We start from the raw sequence: 21,624 nt of genomic DNA, 5'->3' as shown, positions 1-21,624 counted from the left end.
CCATGAAGTCCTCCCTCCGCTTCTTCATCGATCGCTTCGCCGCTGCCGGATCGCTGGTGTGTGCATTGCATTGCGCGATCACCCCCCTGCTGTTGGCCGCGATTCCCTCGCTGGGCCTGTCCGTGTGGCTGGGCGACGGGTTCGAGCGTGGCTTCGTGACGTTCGTGACCGTGCTGGGCCTTTTCAGCCTGCTCTGGGGCTATCGCCGCCACCGTGCCTTCCGCGCGCTGGGCATGCTCCTGTTCGGCCTGGCGGCCCTGTGGGCGGGTGTGCTGTATGCACCCCTGCACGAAGCCGTGGTGCCGCACGCCATCGTCATGACCGTGGGCGGCACGCTGGTCGGCCTGGCCCACCTGCTGAACCTGCGCCTGAACCACTGGCACATCCACGACGCCAGCTGCGCCCACTGAGCGCCTGCCCGTGACGCCGGCAGGGGCCGGGAAGGCCCCGCTGTGGTAGGCTTTGCGGCCTCGCGCGCAGCGCCCCGATCCGGTGGTCGCACGTGCAATCGCCCCGACCCGGGCGTACTTTTCAGTGAATCAGGAGAACAAAGATGGGCAAGGGTGATCGCAAGACGGCCAAGGGCAAGCGCTATTCGTCCAGCTACGGCAATGCACGCAAGCACACGGTCGCCAAGGCGGGTGTGGCTGCCACCGCCACCGCCAAGAAGTCGGTCGTGAAGACCCCGGCGAAGAAGGCCGTGGCCAAGAAGGCCGTCGCCAAGGCGTAAGCCAACCGCGCCGGCAAGCCCGGCAGCGCGTGCGAAACCCCGGCCCATGCCGGGGTTTTCGTTTTTCTAGCCAGGGGTGACGAGGCGGCCGCCTACGTGTACGGCCGACACCAGGTCGCCGCCCAGCCAGTAGGCGAGCTGCGCGGGCTGGCCGATGCGCCAGCGCACGAAGTCCGCGCGTTGGCCGGCCTGCAGGCGTCCACGATCCGGCAGGCCCAATGCCCGTGCCGCATGCACGGTGGCGCCGCGCAAGGCTTCCTCGGGCGTCAGGCGGAAATGCGTGCACGCCAGCGACATCGCCAGCCGCAGGGATTGCAGCGGTGACGTGCCGGGATTGCAATCCGTCGCCACCGCCATCGGCACACCCTGTGCACGGAAGGCATCCAGTGGCGGCAATCTGGTTTCGCGCAGCACGTGGAATGCGCCCGGCAACAGCACGGCAACGCTGCCTGCCTGCTTCATGGCGGCGACACCGGCTTCCGAGGTGTACTCCACGTGGTCCGCCGACAGCCCGTCAAAGCCCGCCACCAGCGCCGCACCGCCACCATCGCTCAACTGGTCCGCGTGCAGTTTCACGGGGAGCCCCAAGGCGCGCGCGGTTTCGAACACCTGCTGCGTCTGCGCCGCGGTGAAGCCGATGCGTTCGCAGAAGGCGTCCACCGCATCCACCAGTCCTTCCGCATGCAGCAGCGGCAGCCAGTCGCACACGGCGCCGATGTAATCATCGGCACGTCCTGCGTACTCCGGCGGCAACGCATGCGCACCCAGGAACGTGGTGCGCACCGTGATGCCGAGCCCAGCGCCGATGCGCCGCGCCACGCGCAGCATCTTGCGCTCGTTTTCAAGATCGAGTCCGTAGCCGGACTTGAGCTCCAGCGTGGTCACGCCGTCGTCGCGCAGCGCGCGCGCACGCGCCAACGACTGTGCGAACAGGTCGTCCTCGCTGGCGGCACGGGTGGCTCGCACCGTGGACACGATGCCGCCTCCTGCACGCGCAATGTCTTCATAGCTGGCGCCCTGCAGGCGCTGTTCGAACTCGCCTGCGCGGTCGCCGCCGAACACGACATGCGTGTGGCAATCCACGAGGCCGGGCGTCACCCAGTCGCCGCGCGCATCGATGAAGGTGTCGGCCAGCGCATCCGGTGGAGCGGGCAGGCTTTCCATCGCGCCGGAGAACACCAGCACGCCATCGCGCCAGCCCAGCGCGCCGTTCTCCACCACGCCGTAACCGGTGTCGCCTGCCAGCGTCACCAGTCGCGCATTCACCAGCAGGCCGTCCCAACGGAGCGTCATGAGGTCAATCGCCTCCGCCGTCGCCACCGCCGTCCGCATCGCCCTCGAAGCCATGGACGCTGCCGTTGCCACCGTCGTCCCGATCCGTCTTCGCGGCCTTCAGGAACACGAAGACCGCAAAAAGGGCCGCCGCGACGAATAGCAGGGCGATTTCAAGAGCATCCATGGGCGTGCCAGAGCAGGGAGCGACGCGGTAGCCTAACGCACCCTTGTCGCCAGCCGTGAGCATTGCCATGTCCCCGCGTGATCCCAACGAAGCGCTGGCCGTCGCCGCCGACGGCGGATGGCGCGTCCCCGGCATCGCCAACCTGCATTCGCATGCCTTCCAGCGCGCGATGGCCGGCCTGGCGGAGCGACAGACGCATCCGGAGGACAGTTTCTGGACCTGGCGCGAGATCATGTACCGCTTCGCGGCCCGCATGACGCCCGACAGCATGTACGCGGTGGCGACGCAGCTGTATGCGGAAATGCTGGAAGCCGGTTACACGCAGGTATGCGAATTCCACTACGTGCACCACCAGCCGGACGGCACGCCTTATGCCGACCCGGCCGCGATGTCGAAGGCGGTGGTGGCCGCCGCGCGCGACACCGGTATCCGCATGACACTGTTGCCCGTGCTGTACATGACCGGTGGTTTCGACGGACGCGAGCTTTCGCCACGGCAGCAGCGGTTCGGTCACGGCGTGGACGACTTCCTTCGCCTGTTCGACAGTTTGCGCTCCGTGCAGGATGACGCATTGCGCGTGGGCTGCGCGTTCCACAGCCTGCGTGCGGTGCCGGAAGCGGCCATGCGGCGTGTGCTGGCGGCATTGCCCGCCGACGCGCCGGTGCACATCCACATCGCAGAACAGGTGGGTGAGGTGCAGGACTGCCTGGCGCTGCGCCAGGCGCGACCGGTCGAATGGCTGCTGGGCGAATGCCCCGTCGATCGTCGATGGACGCTGGTGCATGCCACGCACCTCACCGAAGACGAGACGCGCGGCATCGCCGCCAGCGGCGCCACGGTGGCGATCTGTCCCACGACCGAAGCCAACCTGGGCGATGGCCTGTTCCCGTTGCGCGACTACCTGCAGGCGGGCGGGCGATGGGGCATCGGTTCGGATTCGCATGTCTCGGTGTCGCCCGTGGAGGAACTGCGGTGGTTGGAGTATGGCCAGCGCCTGGTCACGCGCCATCGCAACATCGCGGTGACGCCGGCATCCACCAGTGTCGGTGAGACGCTGTTGCGTGGCGTGCTGGCCAGCGCCGCGGATGCCACCGGCTTCGCGGGAACACACGGGGATTCCGTCCTCCTGGATGGACATGCCCCCGCACTGGCGGGTGCCACGCAGGACGATGTCATCGACCGCTGGCTGTTCGCCGGCAATCGACCGCTGGTGGAGGAGGTCCGGGTAGCGGGACGCCAGGTCGTCGCCGGCGGGCGGCACGTGGCAGGCGAGGCCATCGCGCGACGTTACGCCGGGACGCTTCGACAGCTGCTGCGGGATTGAGGGCGTGCGGGACGGGCTGCCACCGTCGCCGGTGCCATCCGCCGGATCGGGGGTTCCGTCGCGGGTAGCGCCCGCTCCATCCGATGCCTGCACGGCGCATGGACAGGCGCGGCAGCATGGCGGCCATCCCACCCGGAGCCATGTCATGACGCTCGCGCATTCCCTCGCCCTGACGCTGGCAGTGGCCAGCGGTTCCGTCCATGCCATGAGCGACGACGCACTGGCCGATCTCGTCAGCCAGCGCCTGCAGGGCGATCGCACGGGCGCGTGCATGGCAGTGGCCGTGATCGAAGGCGGCAGCGTGGCCCGCACGTTCCAGTGCGCGGATGGACGGGACATCGCGCGCATCGGCGCCGATACCGCCTTCGAGATCGGCTCCGTCAGCAAGACCATGACAGCGGCGCTGCTGGCCGACCTGATCCTGCAGGGCAAGGGCTCGCTGGATGACCCGCTGTCCGCGTGGCTGCCGGCGGGCACCAGACTGCCGGACTACCAGGGCAAGCCGATCCTGATCCGCCACATGGTGACACACAGCTCGGGATTGCCCGCACTGCCGTCGCGCATGGCCGCGCCGAACGTGGACGATCCCTACGCCAGGCTGGACGAGGCCGCGTTGCTCGCCTCGCTTGGCGACGTCACCCTGGCGGCCGCGCCCGGCACGACATTCGAATACTCGAACTTCGCCTCGATGGTGCTGTCCTACGCCGTCGCCCGCCGCGCCGGCACGGACATGGAAACGCTCCTGAAGCAGCGGCTGTTCGCACCGCTCGGGATGCAGCACGCTTACATCGACCATGCACCGCCCGGCGTGCGTGCGGCGGTGGGGCATACGCCGAATGCGCGACCGGCTTCCGCCTGGCATTTCCATGCCAACCTCGCGGGCGTGGGTGGCGTGCGCGCCACGCTCGAGGACATGGTCCGCTACGTGCAGGGCCAGCTTGGTGGCGAGGCGACATCCGTCTCGCCCGCCCTGGCGCTGTCGCAGCAGAAGCTCTCCGATGCGCCACCGATGGCGATGAACTGGATGCTGATGCCGGTCGGGGAGCGCATCGTGCACGTGCACGAAGGCGGTACCGGTGGCTTCTCGTCCTTCGTGTCGTTCGACAAGGACGGGCAGCGGGGCGTGGTGATCCTGTCCGACACCACCTGGAATTCGATCGGCAGCCTGGGCTCGCTGGGCCTGCATCTGGTCGACGTCCGCTTTCCGCTCGGCTCGCCGCGCCGCGAGAGCAAGCCCGATGCCGCACTGCTCGATGCGCTTGCCGGTGAGTACCAGCTGGCGGGCGGCATGAAGATGACCGTGCGCCGGAGGGGCGACGCGCTGGAGATCCAGCCCGCCGGGCAGGGCGCCTATGCGATGGGGTACGACAGTGCGGGCGATTTCTACCCACGCGAGTTCGATGCCGTCCTGCGGCCGCAGCGTACGTCGGAGGGACAGTCGTTCACATGGATGCAGATGGGCGCCGCTCTGCCGGCCAGGCGCATGGATGCCACCGCGTCGAAGCCTGCGTTGAAGCTCGATGCCGCCGTGCTGCGCGAATACGAAGGCGACTACCCGCTCATGCCCGCGTTCGCGCTCACCGTGAAGGCGCAGGGCGAGACGCTGACCATCCAGGGCACCGGCCAGCCGGCGCTGCCCGTGCAGGCGGTGGCGCCGGACGAGTTCGTGATGGACGCTGTCGGCGCCGAGATACGCTTTGAGCGGGATGCGGCGGGCAAGGTGGTTGCATTGACGCTGAAGCAGGCCGGCCAGCAGCTGCGTGGCGAGAGGAAGTAGGCCATGGATCGCGATTACTCCCTGCGCCAGAAGCTGCCACCCGAGGTGCTGGTGGGTGGCAACGCGGTGTGGAGCCGTTATCGCCAGTACCCGGTGTTCGGCCGGCAGTGGTTGCTCGGTCGCAGTCTGCTGTTCTGCGGCGTGATCGCGGTGGTCGCCGCCTTCATAGGGGCCGGTGTCGGCGTGGCGGTGCAGGATCTCGCCATCGCGCTGAAGGTGGCGGCGACGCAGTTCGTCGCCTTCAGCCTGATGGCGACGCTGGGACCTGCACTCGCCACTGCAGTGCGCCATCGCGCCTGGCCGGTTGCATGGGAGCGCAAGGCCGTGGTGATCGCCGTCTTGGCCGGTATGGTGCTCAGCTTCTTCGTCGATCGCGTGGCGTCTTCGTACATCGACCAGTTGGTGAGGCCGGAACTGGCTGCCGCCGGACTGTCCTCGAAGCCGCCTGTGCTTTCACCCGTGATGAAGGCGATCGGCCTGGCCATCAACATCGCCGCACTGGTGGTGATCTACGGCCTGTTCGGTGGCGGGCTGGCCTTGCGCGCGTATTTCAGCGAGCACCGTCGATGGGAAGACCATCACCACCTGCGCGAACTGAGCGCACTCGAAGATCGCGTGCACGAAGCGGACCTGCGCCTGGGTGTGCTGCAGGCCCAGGTGGAGCCGCATTTCCTGTTCAATACCCTGGCCTCGGTGCGCGCACTGGTGCGACAGGATCCCGCCCAGGCGGAGGCCACGCTGGACGCGCTGGTGGCCTTCCTGCGCGCCACCATCCCCAAGCTGCGCGACGACCGCGGGCTGCATGCCACGCTGGGGCAGCAACTGGACATCGCCACCAGCTACCTCGCGCTGATGCAGGTGCGGATGGGCGGGCGACTGGCGTACACGGTGCAGGCGGACGACGCGCTTCGCGCGCTGCCATTCCCGCCCTCATTGCTGATCACGCTGGTGGAGAACGCGATCAAGCACGGCATCGAACCGCGCCCGGGCCCGGGGCGCATCGAGGTGGCGGCGGTCGTTGAAGGCGAGCAGTTGTGCGTCCGGGTCATCGACGATGGGGCCGGCCTGCAGCCTGGCCTGAGCACCGGCGTGGGATTGGCGAACGTGCGGGAGCAACTCGCCGCACGCTACGGCGCGCAGGCGGACTTCGCGCTGTCGCCACGGTCGGACGGCCGCGGTGTTTGCGCCGGGATCCGCGTGCCGCTACGGTCGCAGGCATGAGCCGCATCACCGCCATGATCGCCGAGGATGAAGCGCCGCAGCGACGCGCGCTGCAGCAGCAGTTGCACGCTGCGTGGCCGGAACTCGAAATCGTGGCGGTATGCGAGGACGGCGTGTCCGCACTGGAGGCCGTGGCGCGACATCGTCCCCGGATCGCGTTCCTCGACATCCGCATGCCGGGCGTCAACGGACTGGACGTGGCCCGCAAGGTGGTCGAACAGGAGGGACTGGTGGTTTTCACCACCGCCTACGAGGATTACGCGATCCGCGCCTTCGAGGCGGGCGCCGCAGACTATCTGCTCAAGCCTGTGCAGGACGCGCGGCTGGCGCAGGCGGTGGAGCGCGTGAGGGAGCGGCTTGCAGACCCGCGCGCGCCTGATCTTCGTGCGCTGATCGACGATCTCGAGGCGCGCCTGCGTCCGCAGGGCGAACGGCTCATCCGCTGGATCACCGCCAGCGTCGGCGACAGCGTGCGCATGATTGCCATCGATGAGGTGCTGTTCTTCCAGGCACAGGACAAATACGTGCGGGTGGCGACCGCCGATGACGATGCGATCATCCGCATGCCGCTGAAGGAACTGCTGGGCGGACTTGATCACGATGTGTTCTGGCAGGTGCATCGCGGCGTGCTGGTGCGCGTGCAGGCGATCGACCGCGTGCGCAAGGACGAACTCGGCCGACACCAGCTCAGCGTGAAGGGCCGCAAGGATGTACTGCCGGTCAGCGCCGCGTTCCAGCAGCGTTTCCGCGGCATGTAGGCGACCTCAGCCGAACAGGTCGTCCGCCCTCGCCAGCGCGCCTTCCAGTTCCAGCAGGAACTGCTTGGTCGGCAGGCCGCCACCGAAGCCCGTCAGCGAACCGTCAGCACCGATCACGCGATGACAGGGCAGCACGATGGGCAACGGATTGCGTCCGTTGGCGGCGCCGACGGCGCGCATCGCGGTGGGCTTTCCGACGCGCTGCGCCAGTTGCGCGTAGCTGACCGTTTCCCCGTAGGCGATGCCGGCCAGCGCCAGCCACACGGTGCGCTGGAAGTCGGTGCCGCGCGGTGCCAGCGGCAGATCGAACGCGCGGCGCGTCGCGGCAAAATACTCATCCAGCTGGCGCGCGGCCAGATCGAGCACGGGATGCTGCCCCTCGGTCCATCCAGCACGGTTCGCGGGGTGGCGGTTGCGCGGGAATTCGATTGCATGCAGGCCGTCGTCGGTCGCGGCCAGGGTGAGCGTGCCGACAGGGCTGGCGAGGTGGCGGAAGAGGATCATGGTGAGGGCAGGATAAGGGAGCTCGTATGTAGGAGCGACGTGAGTCGCGACCGCATGAGTGAAATGCTCGCTGTGTTGAAGGATCCCGCTCGCGACTCACGTCGCTCCTGCAGGAGAGCGTGGCTTCTGCGCCGCCATGCTCGCCTTCCACACATGGATCACCGCATACGCGCGCCACGGCCGCCAGGCTTCCGCGCGTGCCGTCAGGGCTTTCGCTGTCATCCGCGTGCCATCCGTCGGCACCGCCTTCTGCAGGACCAGATCGTCGGCAGGAAACGCATCCGGATGACCGAGTGCGCGCAGCGCCATGTAGTGCGCCGTCCACGGGCCGATACCGGGCAGGGCCACCCAGCGTGCAGTGAAATCGTCCAGCGTGCGCTCCGGGTTGAAGTCCACGCGACCTTCGATCAGTGCACGCGCAAGCCCGCGTATCGTGGCGGCGCGCGCGCGGGTCAGGCCGATCTCGGTCAGATCCACGTCGGCGATCGCGTCGGGCGTCGGAAACACTTGCGTCAGTGCCCCGAACGGTGTCGCCAGCGTGGTTCCATACCGTTGCGCCAGGCGGGCGGTCAGCGTGCGCGCGGCGGCCACGCTGACCTGCTGGCCGATGACGGCCCGCACCGCGATCTCGAAACCTTCCCAGCCACTGGGCAACCGCAGGCCCGGTCGTTCGCGCAGCAGGGGACGCAGGCGCGCGTCGCCCTCCAGCGCGTGCGCGATGGCCTGCGGATCCGCATCCAGGTCGAACATGCGTCGCAGGCGATGCACGATCCCCAGCAGTTCGGCAGGTGCCGCACCGTGCAATTCCAGCTTCAGGGCGTGCGGGTCCTTCCCATCCCATGCGCTTACCCGCAACCAGCCCGGCGCAGCCCCCGTGCCGATCACGCGTGAATACCCGTGCCCATCCACGGCTTCCACGCCGGGCAGGGCGCGTCCGCGCAGGAAATCCAGCATCGCGGCAAAGTCGTAGGGCGGCCGGTAGCCCAGGCGGAGCGTCATGATCTCGTGCGAAGGCGGCGCATCGCGCTTGCGCAAATCGCGCGGTGCCATGCGGTATTCCTCGCGGAAGGCGGTGTTGAACCGGGTCAGGCTGCCGAACCCCGCCGCCAGGGCCACCTGCGTGATCGGCAGCGCCGTATCGGTGAGCAGCTGCTTGGCGAACAGCAGGCGCCGCGTGCCGTGCACGCCCGCAGGCGTCGCACCCAGGCGTTCGGTGAACAGGCGCCGCAGCTGCCGTTCGCCCAATCCGACTTTCCCGGCCAGTGCGGATAACGGCGCGTCCACCAGCGCGCCCTGGTCGATCAGCTTCAGTGCGCGTGCCACCACTGCATCGCCGCGCCGCCAGGTGCCGTCGCCGGGGGCGAGTTCCGGGCGGCAGCGCAGGCACGGGCGGAAGCCGGCGGCCTCTGCCGCAGCGGCTTGGCGGTAGTAGACGATGTTCGCCGGCTTCGGTGCCGGGGCCGGGCACACCGGTCGGCAGTAGATGCGGGTAGTGGTGACGGCGGTGAAGAACAGGCCGTCGAAGCGTGCATCGCGGCTCAGGCGCGCCTGTTCGCAGACATGCGGGTCGGGCAGGGCGGTGGCATCGGTGGGGAGCATGCGGGAAGGCTAGCACCGGCCCCGCGCGTAGACTCCCCGTTTCCGGACATCAATGCGGCATGTCCGCCCGCGGTGCCAGCACCGGCGCGAAGGTCTCCGCCGTGCCGTCGTTGCGCGCCGGCGCGAGGCCCAGCAACGTCGCCAGCAGCGGGTACACGTCCACATTGTCGAATGCCGGCAGCGTTGCGCCACGGCGGAAACTGGGCCCCGCCGCCACGAACACCGCGCGCATGGAGGGCAGGGTGTTGTCGTACCCATGCGAACCGCGGTTCAGCCGGTCCTTCGGCACGCGCTGCAGTTGCTCGGCTGGCAGGGCATTCCACCCTTCATCGAACTGGCAGACGATCGCGGGCACGCGCGGATGCCTGCCGTAGTGCCAGCGGGCCGGCAGATCCTGCTTGCGCCAGCATTGGTAGTGGTCGTGCCGACCGAGCAGGCGGTGTCCGGCGGCGGCTTCGTGGCCTGGGCGCGGATTGAAGCCGATCACCTGTCCCGTGCTGACCGCCTCGGCCTGCTCGAAGGCGGCCATGTCTTCCAGCGCGATGTACTGATCCGGCGCCACCGGCGCCATGCCGTGGTCGGAGACCACCACGATGTCCGTGGACGTGCGCAGTCCGCGTGCATCCAGTGCCTGCACGATGCGGCCCACGGCGGCATCCACTTCGCGGATCGCCGCCAGGGTTTCCGGCGCATCCGGGCCTTTGTCGTGGCCCACGTTGTCCACCCGCTCGAAATACAGCGCCGCCAGGTGGGGGCGCGTCGCCGCGGGCTCGGTCAGCCAGTCGGCAACTTGGTCCGCGCGCTCGAGCGAACTGATCTCCGGGGAATAGGGGACCCACCGCGTGGGACGGCGGCCATCGATGGGGGCCGCGTTGCCCGGCCACGCCCAGATCGCAGTGCGCAGGCCGGCCTTCTCGGCGGTATTCCAGATCGGTTCGCCCTGCCACCAGCGCGCATCCGCGCCCGCTGCTTTGTCGGCCACCTTGAAGCCGCCCACGGCGTCATCGCGCATGCTGTTGTGGATGATGCCGTGGCGGTCCGGCCGCAGCCCGGTGACCAGGGTGAAGTGGTTGGGAAACGTCAGCACCGGGTAGGAGGGATTCATCCATGCCGCGTGCACGCCCTCGGCCGCCAGGCGGTCCAGGTTGGGCGTGTTGCCGCGTGCCAGCGCACTGGCGGCCAGGCCGTCGATGGAAATCAGCACGACGCTGTGCCGGGTGGAGGGTGTCGGGGCGGCGGAGGGGGTGGTGGCGCAACCGGCCGTCCAGAGCAGGACGGCCAGCACCGTCACCCTGACCAATGGCAGGCGCATGCGGTACGTAGAGGAGCTGGAATCCACGACAGCTTGGCAGACTCCGGGGAAATCCGCATGACAACGCTCCTCCGACTTTCGTGCACGCTGGCGCTGGGACTGCTGGCCGGTGATGCGTTGGCCGTGCCGCCGGAAACCACGCGGCAGGCCGAATGCGCCGTCTGGCAGCGCGAACTCAGCTTCGCCCAGTCCGTCGCCGAGCACGATGCCGCCGCATTCGCCGAGCACCTGCATCCCGACGCCGCCTTCGGTGTCAGCCGCGCGCCGACACGGGGGCGCGAGGCCATCACCCTGGAATGGGCACCGCTGATAGAAGGCAAGACGCTGAAGCTGCGCTGGTACCCGGCGGTCGTGACCCTCGGCGGCGATGGCCGCACGGCCTATTCCAGCGGTCCGGCCCTGTACGAGGACCCGGCGACCGGCGAGCACAGGATCGGCCGCTTCGGCTCGGTGTGGCACCGGGGCGATGACGGCACATGGCGTGTCCTGTTCGACGATGGCGTGTCCCCGCAGAAGGCCGATGCGGCGGCCGTGCAACGCTTCCACGAAGGGCGCAAGGCGCAGTGCCCGCCTGCCTGAGTTCCGCCTAAACGGTCAGGACGTCCAGACTCACATTCACCCGTGGCGAGGCGTAACGTAGGTCCCACACGCTCGCCCGGGAGTCGATCATGAAACACCTGACCCTCTTCGCTTTCGCTGCCTGCCTGGCGGCCACCGCCGCGCACGCCGAATCGCCTGTCGCCGCAGCGCAACCCGCAGCTTCTCCGGAGACGGTTGTCGCCGAAACCCGCGCCGCGACGCCAGCCACCGATGCCGAGGCCGCCTCCGCAGCCACCGAAAAGCCGCCCGTGTCGGAAGCCAACTGCGTGCGCCAGACCGGCAGCCGCATCCGTCCGCGCGATCACAAGACGGCCTGCAACGGTCTTCCGGGCCGTGCGTACACCAAGGAAGATCTCGACCGTACCGGTCACCTCAATCTGGCTGACGCGCTGCGCTCGCTGGATTCCTCCATCCGGTAATTCCGGAAGAGCGCCCAGCCCAGCCTTTCCGGTCCCGGATCGTCCGGGAGGCAAGCGCTCCCATGCGCTCTCCTCGCTCAAGGGGAGAGCGCAGAGCCTCAACAGTCGTTCGAACGCCCCGAGGCATACCGCAGCCCGCGCACCAGCTGCGCGATGACGTTCGCATCCGCATACACCGCTGCGTCGTGGCCCAGCCCCGTGTACCAGCTGCGCCCGCCATCGAAGGCATGGCACCACGCGATGGGATGGTCGGCGCCCATCAGGCCGCCGTCGTATCCGCGTTCGTCCACCGTGGCGATCACCTGCACGCGCCCGCGCGGATTGGCGCGGTAGTTGTAGAGCTCGTCGGTGATCGGCCAGCGCTCACCCACGGGTTTCCCGCCATGCTCTGGCTGCACGTGCGTGGATTGCAGCCCCGGCGGGTGATCGTGGAAGTACGCGCCCACCAGTTGCCCGTACCAGGGCCAGTCGTACTCGGTGTCGGCCGCGGCGTGCACGCCGACGAAGCCGCCGCCGTTGCGCACGAAGCCCTCCAGTGCCGCCTGCTGTGCATCGTCCAGCACATCGCCCGTGGTGCTGGCGAACACCACCACGCGGTAACGCGCCAGATGGGCGGCCGTGAAGGCACCGCCATCTTCAGTGTGGTCGGCGACCATGCCTTCCGCCGCGGCGATCCGCTTCAACGTTGCCACCGCCACCGGAATCGATTCGTGGCGGAACTTGGCGGTCCTGGTGAACACCAGGATGCGGTCCGGTGGCGTGGCCGCCACAGGCGCCGCGCATGGCAGCCCGGCCAAGAGGAAAGCGGAGAGAAGCAGGCGCAAGGCAGTCATGGCCCGGATTCTGCCATGCATGCCATCGCGCACTGCAGCATCGCCGCGGCTCGCGCAGGGCGGCGCCTCCCGCCGATAATGGCCGCATACCTGCATCTGGAACCTGCCATGTCCGATCCCCGCCACGACCCCTCCCGCGTCATCCGCGCCCCGCGCGGCAACACGCTGACCTGCAAGTCCTGGCTCAGCGAGGCACCGTACCGGATGCTGCAGAACAACCTGGACGCGGAAGTCGCCGAAGACCCCACCTCGCTGGTGGTGTACGGCGGCATCGGCCGCGCCGCGCGCGATTGGGCCTGCTACGACGCGATCCTGAAGTCGCTGCGCGAACTGGACGACAACGAAACGCTGCTGGTGCAGTCCGGCAAGCCCGTAGGCATCTTCCCCACCCACGCCGATGCGCCGCGTGTGCTGATCGCCAATTCCAATCTGGTGCCGCACTGGGCCACGTGGGAGCACTTCAACGAACTCGATAAGAAGGGCCTGATGATGTACGGCCAGATGACGGCCGGTTCGTGGATCTACATCGGCAGCCAGGGCATCGTGCAGGGCACGTACGAGACCTTCGTGGAAATGGGGCGCCAGCATTACGGCGGCAATCTGACGGGCAAATGGATCCTCACCGCCGGCCTCGGTGGCATGGGCGGTGCGCAGCCGCTGGCTGCGGCACTGGCCGGTGCCAGTTCACTCAACATCGAATGCCGGCAGTCCAGCATCGACATGCGTCTGCGAACGCGCTACGTGGACGAACAGGCCACCGACCTCGATGACGCCCTCGCACGCATCGCGAAGTACACCGCGGCGGGCGAAGCGAAGTCCATCGCGCTGCTCGGCAACGCCGCGGACATCCTGCCGGAGCTGGTGAGGCGCGGCGTGCGTCCGGATGCCGTCACCGACCAGACCAGCGCGCACGACCCCGTGCATGGCTACCTGCCGACCGGCTGGACCGTGGAGCAGTGGCTGGCCGAACAGAAAGTCGAGCCCGAACGCGTGCGCGATGCCGCCAAGCAGTCCATGCGCGTCCACGTGGAAGCGATGCTGGCGTTCCAGCAGATGGGCGTGCCGACGTTCGACTACGGCAACAACATCCGCCAGATGGCCTTCGACCAGGGTCTGAAGAACGCGTTCGATTTTCCCGGCTTCGTCCCGGCCTACGTGCGCCCGCTGTTCTGCCGCGGCGTGGGCCCGTTCCGCTGGGTCGCGCTGAGCGGCGATCCGGAGGACATCTACAAGACGGATGCGAAGGTGAAGGAGCTGATTCCCGATGACGCGCACCTGCACCGCTGGCTGGACATGGCGCGCGAGCGCATCAGTTTCCAGGGCCTGCCGGCGCGCATCTGCTGGGTCGGCCTGGGCCTGCGCCACAAGCTGGGCCTGGCCTTCAACGAGATGGTCCGCAATGGCGAACTGAAGGCGCCGGTGGTGATCGGGCGCGATCACCTCGATTCCGGCAGCGTGGCCTCGCCCAACCGCGAGACCGAGGCAATGAAGGACGGCAGCGACGCGGTCAGCGACTGGCCGCTGCTCAACGCGATGCTCAACGTTGCAGGCGGCGCCACCTGGGTGTCGCTGCACCATGGCGGCGGTGTGGGCATGGGCTACTCGCAGCACTCCGGCGTGGTCATCGTCTGCGACGGCTCGGAGGAAGCCGACAAGCGCATCGCGCGCGTGCTATGGAACGACCCGGGCACCGGCGTGATGCGGCATGCGGATGCGGGCTACGACATCGCCGTGCAGTGCGCGAAAGAGCAGGGATTGAAGCTGCCGATGGCGTGATGGCGCGATGCCCATGTCGCCACCAGACGGCCCGCGATCGCGGGCCGTCTGGCATGTGTCTGCTTCGGCGACGGGTCTGCTTGCGACATGAGGCTGGCGGGCTGGCCGGACCCCAGGGAGAACCGTGTCAGAGTGCGGTCTGTTTCCGGTCATCAGCTTCGTCGCCCACATATCCCTGCCCAAAGGAACTCCAATGAAATACCTCGGCCTTGCCTACTACACCCCGGGGAAGTTCGCCGCGATGAGCCCAGGCGACATCGAGGAACTGGTGAGCCAGTGCCCGGCACTGGACGAGAAGATGCGCGCTACCGGCAACGTGCTGGTTTCCGCGTCACTGGGAGACAGGGACGGCTGGGCGACGCTTCGCCCGCGCGATGGCAAGACCCTCGTCAGTGACGGGCCTTACACCGAATCGAAGGAAGTGGTGGGTGGTCTTTTCATCATCGAGGCGGACAGCCGTGACGAGGCGTTGCGCATCGCGTCCATGCATCCGGCTGCCATGTTGGGCGAAGAGGGTGGATGGGCCGTCGAGCTCATCCCCATGGATTTCTTCCTGGCGCGGTGACGGCCTGGGCGCGCGTGCAGGCGTGTTCTGGCGCCCGAACTCCATCCGCTCAACCTGGGTTTCACGAAGAGTCGCGGTGATGTCCGCTGCCGACTGCGGAAGCGGACAGTGGTGCATGACCGTTCTCTGGAATCCCCAATGAGGAACGGTTCGACGCTAGACGCACGAGGCTACTCTCCCGTTGGTGACCAATATCTCAACGGGTTACGCGTTGATGGTTCAGAGTGTCCCCGGTAAGCTCGCCGCATGAATACCTCCATCGCCCCAACTGCGGCCAGTCGTGGGCCGGCCACTCATGATGTCCGCGACCAGATCGTGGTCGCGGCGACCGAGCACTTCAGCCACTACGGATACGAGAAGACCACCGTTTCGGATCTGGCCAAGGCGATCGGCTTCTCGAAAGCCTACGTCTACAAGTTCTTCGAATCGAAGCAGGCCATTGGGGAGATGATCTGCGCCAATTGCCTGGCCAAGATCGAACAGGAGATCCTGCAAGCCATTGAGGGCGTTGACCCGCCAGCAGAGAAGCTGCGCAAGCTTTTCAGGGCTTCGGTGGAGGCGAGCCAGCGGCTGTTCTTCCAGGATCGGAAGCTTTACGAGATTGCGGAGTCCGCAGCGGCCGAGCGCTGGCAATCGGTGCTGGCATACGAAGAGCGGTTGCGTGCGCTTCTCCAGCAGATTCTCCAGCAGGGCAGGGAGTGCGGTGATTTCGAGCGGAAGACGCCTCTGGACGAGGCCACCAACGCCGTCTATCTCGTGCTGCGCCCCTATCTGAACCCGCTTCTGCTGCAGCACAGCCTGGACTACACCGAGCAAGCGCCCGCGCTGCTCTCGAGTCTTGTGCTTCGGAGTCTGTCTACCTGATAGTGACTATTGACTATTTTAGTCACTAGGCCCAGAGTGCCCGTCCAGACTGGATCGACGGGACTCCTATGCGCCACGTTGTTAAAAAAACATTAGCGATTGCTCTGGTGGGCGGTCTGGCAGGCTGTGGGGCCGAAGCCCCTGCTGATCCCAGGACAAAGGCTCCCCTGGTACGCACGGCGACGGTTGTCGGAGATCGCGCTCTTTCCCGCGCATTTACCGGGACGGTGGCAGCTCGGGTCCAAAGTGACCTTGGGTTTCGCGTTCCAGGCAAGGTGGCGCAGCGGCTGGTGAATGCAGGCCAGAAGGTCCGGCGCGGTCAGATCCTGATGCGCATCGACCCGGCCGATCTGCAACTGTCGGCGCAGGCGCAGCAACAAGCCGTCGTGGCCGCGCAAGCACAGGCCAGGCAAGCGATCGCGGATGAGGCGAGGTATCGCGCTCTGCGGGGTACCGGCGCAATCTCCGCCTCGTCATACGACCAGAGCAAGGCCGCAGCCGACGCGGCTCGTGCCCAGCTCAGCGCGGCCAAAGCCCAGGCCCAGGTAGCCAACAACGCCACGCGCTACGCCGAGCTTCTCGCCGATGCGGACGGCGTAGTGATGGAAACGCTGGCCGAGCCCGGGCAGGTGGTGAGCGCCGGCCAGCCTGTTGTGCGCTTGGCTCGTACAGGAGAGCGCGAAGCCATCGTGCATCTGCCTGAGACGCTGCGCCCGGCGCTGGGCTCGGTCGGGCAGGCGATGCTCTATGGCAGTCACCAGGCTCCAGTCCCCGCCAGGCTCCGGCAGCTCTCGGATGCAGCCGATCCCCTGACTCGGACCTACGAAGCCAGATATGTCCTCGATGGTGCGCTCGCAGAGGCACCCCTGGGTGCCACTGTCACGATCGACATCGCCGATGGCACACAGTCCACGGCAGCGTTGCAGGTCCCGATCGGCGCCTTGTTCGATCCCGGGCAAGGGCCCGGCGTCTGGGCGCTGGAGGGTAAACCCGCCAAAGCCGTCTGGCGCCCCGTCCAGGTGCTGGGACTCTCGGATGACACGGCGCAGGTCAAGGGCAACCTCCGGGCAGGTCACCGGGTGGTGTCGTTGGGCACGCACCTACTCAAGGACGGCCAGATCGTTATCCCGATGGCTGGGCCGAAGGAAGCCTTCTCCGGGGCCCGGCCATGAGCGAGGGGCGCTTCAATCTTTCGTCGCTCGCCGTCCGCGAGCGTTCGATCACCGTGTTCCTTCTGTTCCTGATCTCGGCGGCGGGCGTCCTTGCGTTCTTCCAACTGGGTCGCGCCGAGGACCCGCCCTTTACGATCAAGCAAATGACGGTCGTAACGGCATGGCCGGGAGCGACGGCGCAGGAAATGCAGGACCTGGTCGCCGAACCACTGGAAAAGCGGCTGCAGGAGCTCAGGTGGTACGACCGCTCCGAGACCTATACGCGTCCTGGCCTGGCTTTCACGATGGTGTCCTTGCGCGACGCCACGCCGCCTTCGCAGGTACAGGATGAGTTCTATCAGGCGCGCAAGAAGCTGGGCGATGAGGCCAAGAGATTGCCCGCCGGCGTCATTGGGCCGATCCTCAACGATGAATACGCGGACGTGACATTCGCACTCTTCGCCCTCAAGGCGAAGGGGGAGCCGCAACGACTGCTGGTGCGTGATGCCGAAGCGCTGCGTCAGCAGCTGCTGCACGTGTCCGGGGTCAAGAAGGTCAACATCATTGGCGAGCAGCCCGAGCGCATCTTCGTCTCGTTCTCCCACGACCGACTGGCCACCGTGGGCGTCAGCCCGCAGGAGATCTTCACCGCACTCAACAGCCAGAACGTGCTGACCCCCGCGGGCTCCATCGAGACCCGTGGACCGCAGGTCCTCGTTCGCGTCGAGGGTGCTTTCGACAGTTTGGAGAAGATCCGCCAAACACCGATCGTAGCCCAGGGACGCACGCTGAAACTCTCGGATGTGGCCACCGTCGAGCGTGGTTACGAGGATCCGGCCACCTTCCTCGTCCGCAACAACGGCGAGCCGGCGCTCCTGCTGGGGGTCGTCATGCGCGACGACTGGAACGGCCTGGATCTGGGCGAGGCACTGGAAGCGGAGGTCACCAAGATCAACGCGCAGCTGCCCTTGGGTATCTCGCTCACCAAGGTCACCGATCAGGCCGTGAACATCGGTTCAGCGGTCGACGAGTTCATGGTCAAGTTCTTTGTCGCGTTGCTCGTGGTGATGGTGGTCTGCTTCATCAGCATGGGTTGGCGCGTCGGCATCGTAGTTGCAGCTGCCGTTCCCCTCACCCTGGCCGCCGTGTTCGTCATCATGGCGGCCACTGGCAAGAACTTCGACCGCATCACCCTGGGCTCGCTGATCCTGGCATTGGGACTGTTGGTGGACGATGCCATCATCGCCATCGAGATGATGGTGGTGAAGATGGAGGAGGGATACAGCCGTGTCGCCGCCTCGGCGTACGCCTGGAGCCATACCGCCGCGCCCATGCTGTCGGGGACGCTGGTCACCGCCGTCGGGTTCATGCCTAACGGCTTCGCACGCTCCACGGCCGGCGAGTACACCGGCAACATGTTCTGGATCGTCGGTATCGCCCTGATCGTGTCCTGGGTGGTGGCGGTGGTATTCACGCCCTACCTGGGCGTGAAGCTGTTGCCGGACATCAGGAAGGTCGAAGGTGGGCACCAGGCCATCTACAACACCCGCAACTACAACCGCTTCCGCGCGTTGCTGGGGCGGGTGATCGCGCGCAAATGGGTAGTGGCGGGTGCGGTGGTCGGGCTGTTCGCGCTGGCTGTCGTCGGCATGGGCCTGGTCAAGAAGCAGTTCTTCCCCACCTCCGACCGACCGGAAGTGCTGGTCGAGGTGCAGATGCCCTATGGCACCTCCATCCAACAGACAAGTGCCGCGGCGGCGAAGGTCGAAGCCTGGCTTGCGAAGCAGGAGGAAGCCCGCATCGTCACGGCCTACATCGGGCAGGGCGCTCCGCGCTTCTTCCTGGCAATGGCGCCCGAACTGCCCGACCCGTCGTTCGCCAAGATCGTCGTCCTGGCCTGCGATGACAGGGAGCGGGAAGCCCTGAAGTACAGGCTGCGCGAGGCGATCGCGGACGGGCTGGCACCCGAAGCGCAGGTGCGTGTCACCCAGATCGTGTTCGGCCCTCCTTCACCGTTTCCCGTGGCATACCGCGTCATGGGGCCGGAAATCGGCAAGTTGCGCGAGATCGCTGAAGAGGTCAGCGGCGTCATGCGTGCCAGCCCGATGATGCGCACGGTCAATACGGATTGGGGCCCTCGTGTACCCACGCTGCATTTCGTGCTGGATCAGGACCGACTCAACGCTGTGGGCCTGACCTCCAACTCGGTGGCGCTGCAGTTGCAGTTCCTGCTCAGTGGCGCACCGCTTACCGAAGTGCGCGAGGACATCCGCTCGGTGCAGGTGGTCGGCCGTGCCGCAGGCGACACGCGCCTGGATCCGGAAAAGATCGCGGACTTCACGCTGGTCGGCGCCGCCGGCCAGCGCATCCCGCTTTCCCAGGTGGGCACCGTGGAAGTGCGCATGGAAGACCCGATCCTGCGGCGCCGCGACCGCACGCCCACCATCACGGTGCGTGGCGACATCGCCGAGGGGCTGCAACCCCCGGATGTGTCCACGGCGGTCCTGAAACAACTGCAACCGGTGGTCGAGCGGCTGCCGCCGGGCTACCGCCTTGAGCAGGCCGGTGCGATCGAGGAATCGGGCAAGGCGACTACGGCAATGCTGCCGCTTTTCCCGATCATGATCGCGCTCACGTTGCTCATCATCATCCTGCAGGTGCGATCCATCGCAGCGATGATCATGGTGTTTGCCACCAGTCCGCTGGGACTGATCGGCGTGGTGCCGACATTGATCGTCTTCCAGCAACCATTCGGCATCAATGCCCTCGTCGGACTGATCGCCTTGTCAGGCATCCTCATGCGCAACACGCTGATCCTGATCGGGCAGATCCATCACAACGAGCAGGAGGGTTTGAGCCCGTTTGATGCCCTTGTCGAAGCCACGGTACAGCGGGCGCGGCCGGTGATCCTGACCGCGCTGGCTGCGATCCTGGCCTTCATTCCACTAACGAGCTCGGTTTTCTGGGGAACGCTGGCTTACACCCTGATCGGCGGCACCCTGGCGGGAACCGTCCTGACGTTGGTTTTCCTGCCGGCCATGTACTCGATCTGGTTCAGGATCAAACCGTCCTCCTCCATCGACACGGACGAGCGCGCGCTCGCCGCTGCGCACTGACGCACCCCAAGCACGTCGCATCAAGACCACCAAGGAAGCAAGCATGGAAAAGAAGACCGTTCTCGTCACCGGCGTTTCGTCCGGCATCGGCCGTGCCAGTGCCAGGGCGCTGGCGGATGCGGGCTGCAAGGTGTATGGCAGCGTACGCCAACTCGAGCGCGCGGAGCCCATCAAGGGGGTAACGCTGGTACAGCTGGACGTTCGCGAGCAGGCAAGCATCGACCATGCCGTTGCCGGAATCGTTGCGGTTGAAGGGTGCATCGATGTGCTGGTGAACAATGCAGGTCAGAACCTGATCGGGTCCGTCGAAGAGACAGCGATCTCGGAAGTCGAGTCGCTGTTCGACACCAATGTGTTCGGCATGCTGAGGACGATCCGTGCCGTGCTGCCCCATATGCGTGCTCGCCGCGCCGGGCGGATCATCAACGTCAGCTCGGTATTGGGGTTCCTGCCGGCGCCCTACATGGGAGCCTACGCGGCAAGCAAGCACGCAGTGGAAGGCCTTTCCGAGAGTCTGGACCACGAACTGCGGCAGTTCGGCGTGCGGGTCACGCTGGTGCAGCCTTCCTTCACCAACACCGGCTTCCAGACGAACACGCAGTTGGTGCGTACGACGGTGTCCGACTATGACCGCGAGCGTGACCTTGCGCTTGCTGCAGTGATCCGGGCATCCAATGACGCCGCTGACGCGGCGCCGGTGGCCGACACCATCGTCGAGGCCGCACTCGGCAAGTGGAAGATGCGGCGTGCTCCCGCCGGACAAGCGTCGTTGCTGGCGAAGCTGCGCCGCTACATGCCTTCCGGTCCCGTCGACGCAAGCCTGCGCAAGACGTTCGGGCTCGCCTGAGCACAGGGGCATGAGATGAGACGCCGTGCTGCAGGAGGCGCAACCGGCCCCGTCGTCGAATCGATCCGGCGATGGGCATGAGCGCATCGTCCAGGCGCTGGGAGCGCGTGCGCGCCCACACGCGGGCCTGCTTGCTGGAGGCGGCGGCTCAGGCGTTCGAAGCGTCCGGCTATGACGACACCTGCATGCATCGGGTCGCGGAGATTGCAGGGTTCACGAAGGCGACCGTCTACGCGCACTACCGGGACAAAGCCTGCCTGTTCGCGGCCGTCATGGAACTGCACGCTTCGAACTTTCCGTTGTCCATCATTCCTTCCCAGCCACTGCCCGGGCTGAAGGATGAGTTGGTGTATGTCGCGCTCGAAATTCAGAAGCTGGCCCAGGTGAATGCTTGCCGGCGCTTCTGCGCCACGCTCCAGCGGTCCGCTGGCGGGGTGGCGTTCTATGCCGAACTCTGGAACGCGTATCTCGCACCCTACCGGGCGTACGTCTGCGCGGCCCTGGTCCGCGAAGGCGTCGAAATGGCCGCGCACCATGCCGACCTCTATCTGCAGCTCATGCTGCAGGCGAACTCGCTGCAGGTCGCGCAGCCTGTCGGGCCGAGCGCAGACGCAACGTTGACGTTGTTTCACCAGGCGTTTTCCCGGACACGCCCTGTGCGCGCGAATCCGTCTGTTGTTGGCACAGGCTCCAGCCACTGGCCAGGCAGTGCCACGGAGCAATAGCGTTACCGGCATAGCTCGGGCACATATTCGAATAGCTCCCGCAT

At 66.9% G+C, this 21,624-nt stretch carries 21 protein-coding genes; 15 read left to right on the top strand and 6 right to left on the bottom strand.

The annotated features are described in order from the left end of the window. Positions 1-2 precede the first annotated feature (2 nt). Both ACIPRS_RS12290 and ACIPRS_RS12285 read left to right on the top strand, forming a co-directional pair. A complete protein-coding gene (locus ACIPRS_RS12290; protein WP_337731246.1) occupies positions 3-410 on the top strand; it encodes a MerC domain-containing protein in 408 nt (135 codons plus the stop codon). 143 nt (positions 411-553) lie between these two features. Further along, positions 554-730 carry a 30S ribosomal protein THX gene (locus tag ACIPRS_RS12285; RefSeq protein WP_142124535.1) on the top strand — a complete coding sequence of 59 codons (177 nt, stop codon included), beginning with the start codon at positions 554-556 and terminating at the stop codon, positions 728-730. A gap of 66 nt (positions 731-796) precedes the next feature. Here the strand turns inward: ACIPRS_RS12285 and hutI are convergent, their stop codons facing one another. Together hutI and ACIPRS_RS12275 are read right to left on the bottom strand one after the other, a co-directional pair. Continuing rightward, the gene (gene hutI, locus ACIPRS_RS12280) at positions 797-2,023 is read right to left on the bottom strand and encodes an imidazolonepropionase (protein ID WP_446538748.1); all 1,227 of its coding nucleotides are present in this window, start codon (positions 2,021-2,023) and stop codon (positions 797-799) included. Between the two features lie 4 nt (positions 2,024-2,027). Continuing rightward, positions 2,028-2,258 (bottom strand): hypothetical protein, encoded by a 231-nt coding sequence (locus tag ACIPRS_RS12275; protein WP_337731244.1) that lies wholly within the window; start codon positions 2,256-2,258, stop codon positions 2,028-2,030. Here ACIPRS_RS12275 and ACIPRS_RS12270 point away from each other — a divergent pair. The 4 genes from ACIPRS_RS12270 (at position 2,257) to ACIPRS_RS12255 (ending at position 7,269) form a co-directional block, all read left to right on the top strand. Beyond that, on the top strand, positions 2,257-3,513 hold the full coding sequence (locus ACIPRS_RS12270) for a formimidoylglutamate deiminase (protein WP_446538747.1): 1,257 nt from the start codon (positions 2,257-2,259) through the stop codon (positions 3,511-3,513). The genes ACIPRS_RS12275 and ACIPRS_RS12270 overlap by 2 nt on opposite strands. A 145-nt stretch (positions 3,514-3,658) precedes the next feature. Continuing rightward, positions 3,659-5,290: a serine hydrolase gene (locus tag ACIPRS_RS12265; RefSeq protein WP_446538746.1), complete on the top strand. Its 1,632-nt coding sequence runs from the start codon at positions 3,659-3,661 to the stop codon at positions 5,288-5,290. 3 nt (positions 5,291-5,293) lie between these two features. Continuing rightward, positions 5,294-6,511, top strand: coding sequence for a sensor histidine kinase (locus tag ACIPRS_RS12260; RefSeq protein ID WP_446538745.1), 1,218 nt, complete (start codon positions 5,294-5,296; stop codon positions 6,509-6,511). Beyond that, entirely contained in the window at positions 6,508-7,269 is a 762-nt protein-coding gene (locus ACIPRS_RS12255) for a LytR/AlgR family response regulator transcription factor (RefSeq protein ID WP_446538744.1), read from the top strand. Before ACIPRS_RS12260 ends, ACIPRS_RS12255 begins: the two co-directional genes overlap by 4 nt. Before the next feature lie 6 nt (positions 7,270-7,275). On the opposite strand, the gene ACIPRS_RS12250 is transcribed toward ACIPRS_RS12255, so the two are convergent. The 3 genes from ACIPRS_RS12250 to ACIPRS_RS12240 form a co-directional block, all read right to left on the bottom strand. Beyond that, positions 7,276-7,773 (bottom strand): methylated-DNA--[protein]-cysteine S-methyltransferase, encoded by a 498-nt coding sequence (locus tag ACIPRS_RS12250; RefSeq protein ID WP_337731239.1) that lies wholly within the window; start codon positions 7,771-7,773, stop codon positions 7,276-7,278. A gap of 96 nt (positions 7,774-7,869) precedes the next feature. Then, on the bottom strand, positions 7,870-9,372 hold the full coding sequence (locus tag ACIPRS_RS12245) for an AlkA N-terminal domain-containing protein (RefSeq protein ID WP_446538743.1): 1,503 nt from the start codon (positions 9,370-9,372) through the stop codon (positions 7,870-7,872). A 49-nt stretch (positions 9,373-9,421) separates the two neighbouring features. Next, on the bottom strand, positions 9,422-10,684 hold the full coding sequence (locus ACIPRS_RS12240) for an alkaline phosphatase family protein (protein ID WP_446538742.1): 1,263 nt from the start codon (positions 10,682-10,684) through the stop codon (positions 9,422-9,424). A gap of 57 nt (positions 10,685-10,741) precedes the next feature. Here ACIPRS_RS12240 and ACIPRS_RS12235 point away from each other — a divergent pair, with 57 nt between their 5' ends. Next, positions 10,742-11,263, top strand: coding sequence for a YybH family protein (locus ACIPRS_RS12235; protein WP_337731236.1), 522 nt, complete (start codon positions 10,742-10,744; stop codon positions 11,261-11,263). A gap of 89 nt (positions 11,264-11,352) precedes the next feature. After that, positions 11,353-11,703, top strand: a complete 351-nt coding sequence (locus ACIPRS_RS12230; protein WP_446538741.1) for a hypothetical protein — start codon at positions 11,353-11,355, stop codon at positions 11,701-11,703. A 98-nt stretch (positions 11,704-11,801) separates the two neighbouring features. Here the strand turns inward: ACIPRS_RS12230 and ACIPRS_RS12225 are convergent, their stop codons facing one another. After that, positions 11,802-12,536, bottom strand: coding sequence for a ThuA domain-containing protein (locus ACIPRS_RS12225; RefSeq protein WP_446538740.1), 735 nt, complete (start codon positions 12,534-12,536; stop codon positions 11,802-11,804). A 108-nt stretch (positions 12,537-12,644) separates the two neighbouring features. Between ACIPRS_RS12225 and hutU the strand changes: the two genes are divergently transcribed. The 7 genes from hutU to ACIPRS_RS12190 all read left to right on the top strand — a co-directional run bounded on the left by hutU (position 12,645) and on the right by ACIPRS_RS12190 (position 21,580). Next, positions 12,645-14,312 carry a urocanate hydratase gene (gene hutU, locus ACIPRS_RS12220; RefSeq protein WP_337731233.1) on the top strand — a complete coding sequence of 556 codons (1,668 nt, stop codon included), beginning with the start codon at positions 12,645-12,647 and terminating at the stop codon, positions 14,310-14,312. Between the two features lie 193 nt (positions 14,313-14,505). Further along, entirely contained in the window at positions 14,506-14,877 is a 372-nt protein-coding gene (locus ACIPRS_RS12215; RefSeq protein ID WP_337731232.1) for a YciI family protein, read from the top strand. A 246-nt stretch (positions 14,878-15,123) separates the two neighbouring features. Beyond that, positions 15,124-15,741 (top strand): TetR/AcrR family transcriptional regulator, encoded by a 618-nt coding sequence (locus tag ACIPRS_RS12210; RefSeq protein ID WP_446538739.1) that lies wholly within the window; start codon positions 15,124-15,126, stop codon positions 15,739-15,741. Positions 15,742-15,809: 68 nt separating this feature from the next. Then, a complete protein-coding gene (locus ACIPRS_RS12205; RefSeq protein ID WP_446538738.1) occupies positions 15,810-16,913 on the top strand; it encodes an efflux RND transporter periplasmic adaptor subunit in 1,104 nt (367 codons plus the stop codon). Beyond that, positions 16,910-20,008 carry an efflux RND transporter permease subunit gene (locus ACIPRS_RS12200; protein WP_446538737.1) on the top strand — a complete coding sequence of 1,033 codons (3,099 nt, stop codon included), beginning with the start codon at positions 16,910-16,912 and terminating at the stop codon, positions 20,006-20,008. The genes ACIPRS_RS12205 and ACIPRS_RS12200 overlap by 4 nt, the downstream gene beginning before the upstream one ends. Positions 20,009-20,051: 43 nt before the next feature. Beyond that, positions 20,052-20,855 carry an oxidoreductase gene (locus ACIPRS_RS12195; RefSeq protein WP_337731228.1) on the top strand — a complete coding sequence of 268 codons (804 nt, stop codon included), beginning with the start codon at positions 20,052-20,054 and terminating at the stop codon, positions 20,853-20,855. A 77-nt stretch (positions 20,856-20,932) separates the two neighbouring features. Then, positions 20,933-21,580, top strand: a complete 648-nt coding sequence (locus tag ACIPRS_RS12190) for a TetR/AcrR family transcriptional regulator (protein ID WP_446538736.1) — start codon at positions 20,933-20,935, stop codon at positions 21,578-21,580. The last annotated feature ends 44 nt before the right edge of the window (positions 21,581-21,624 follow it).

This window comes from Pseudoxanthomonas sp. LARHCG66 (genome assembly GCF_052871755.1).
This window is presented reverse-complemented; position numbering and strand designations above follow the sequence as displayed.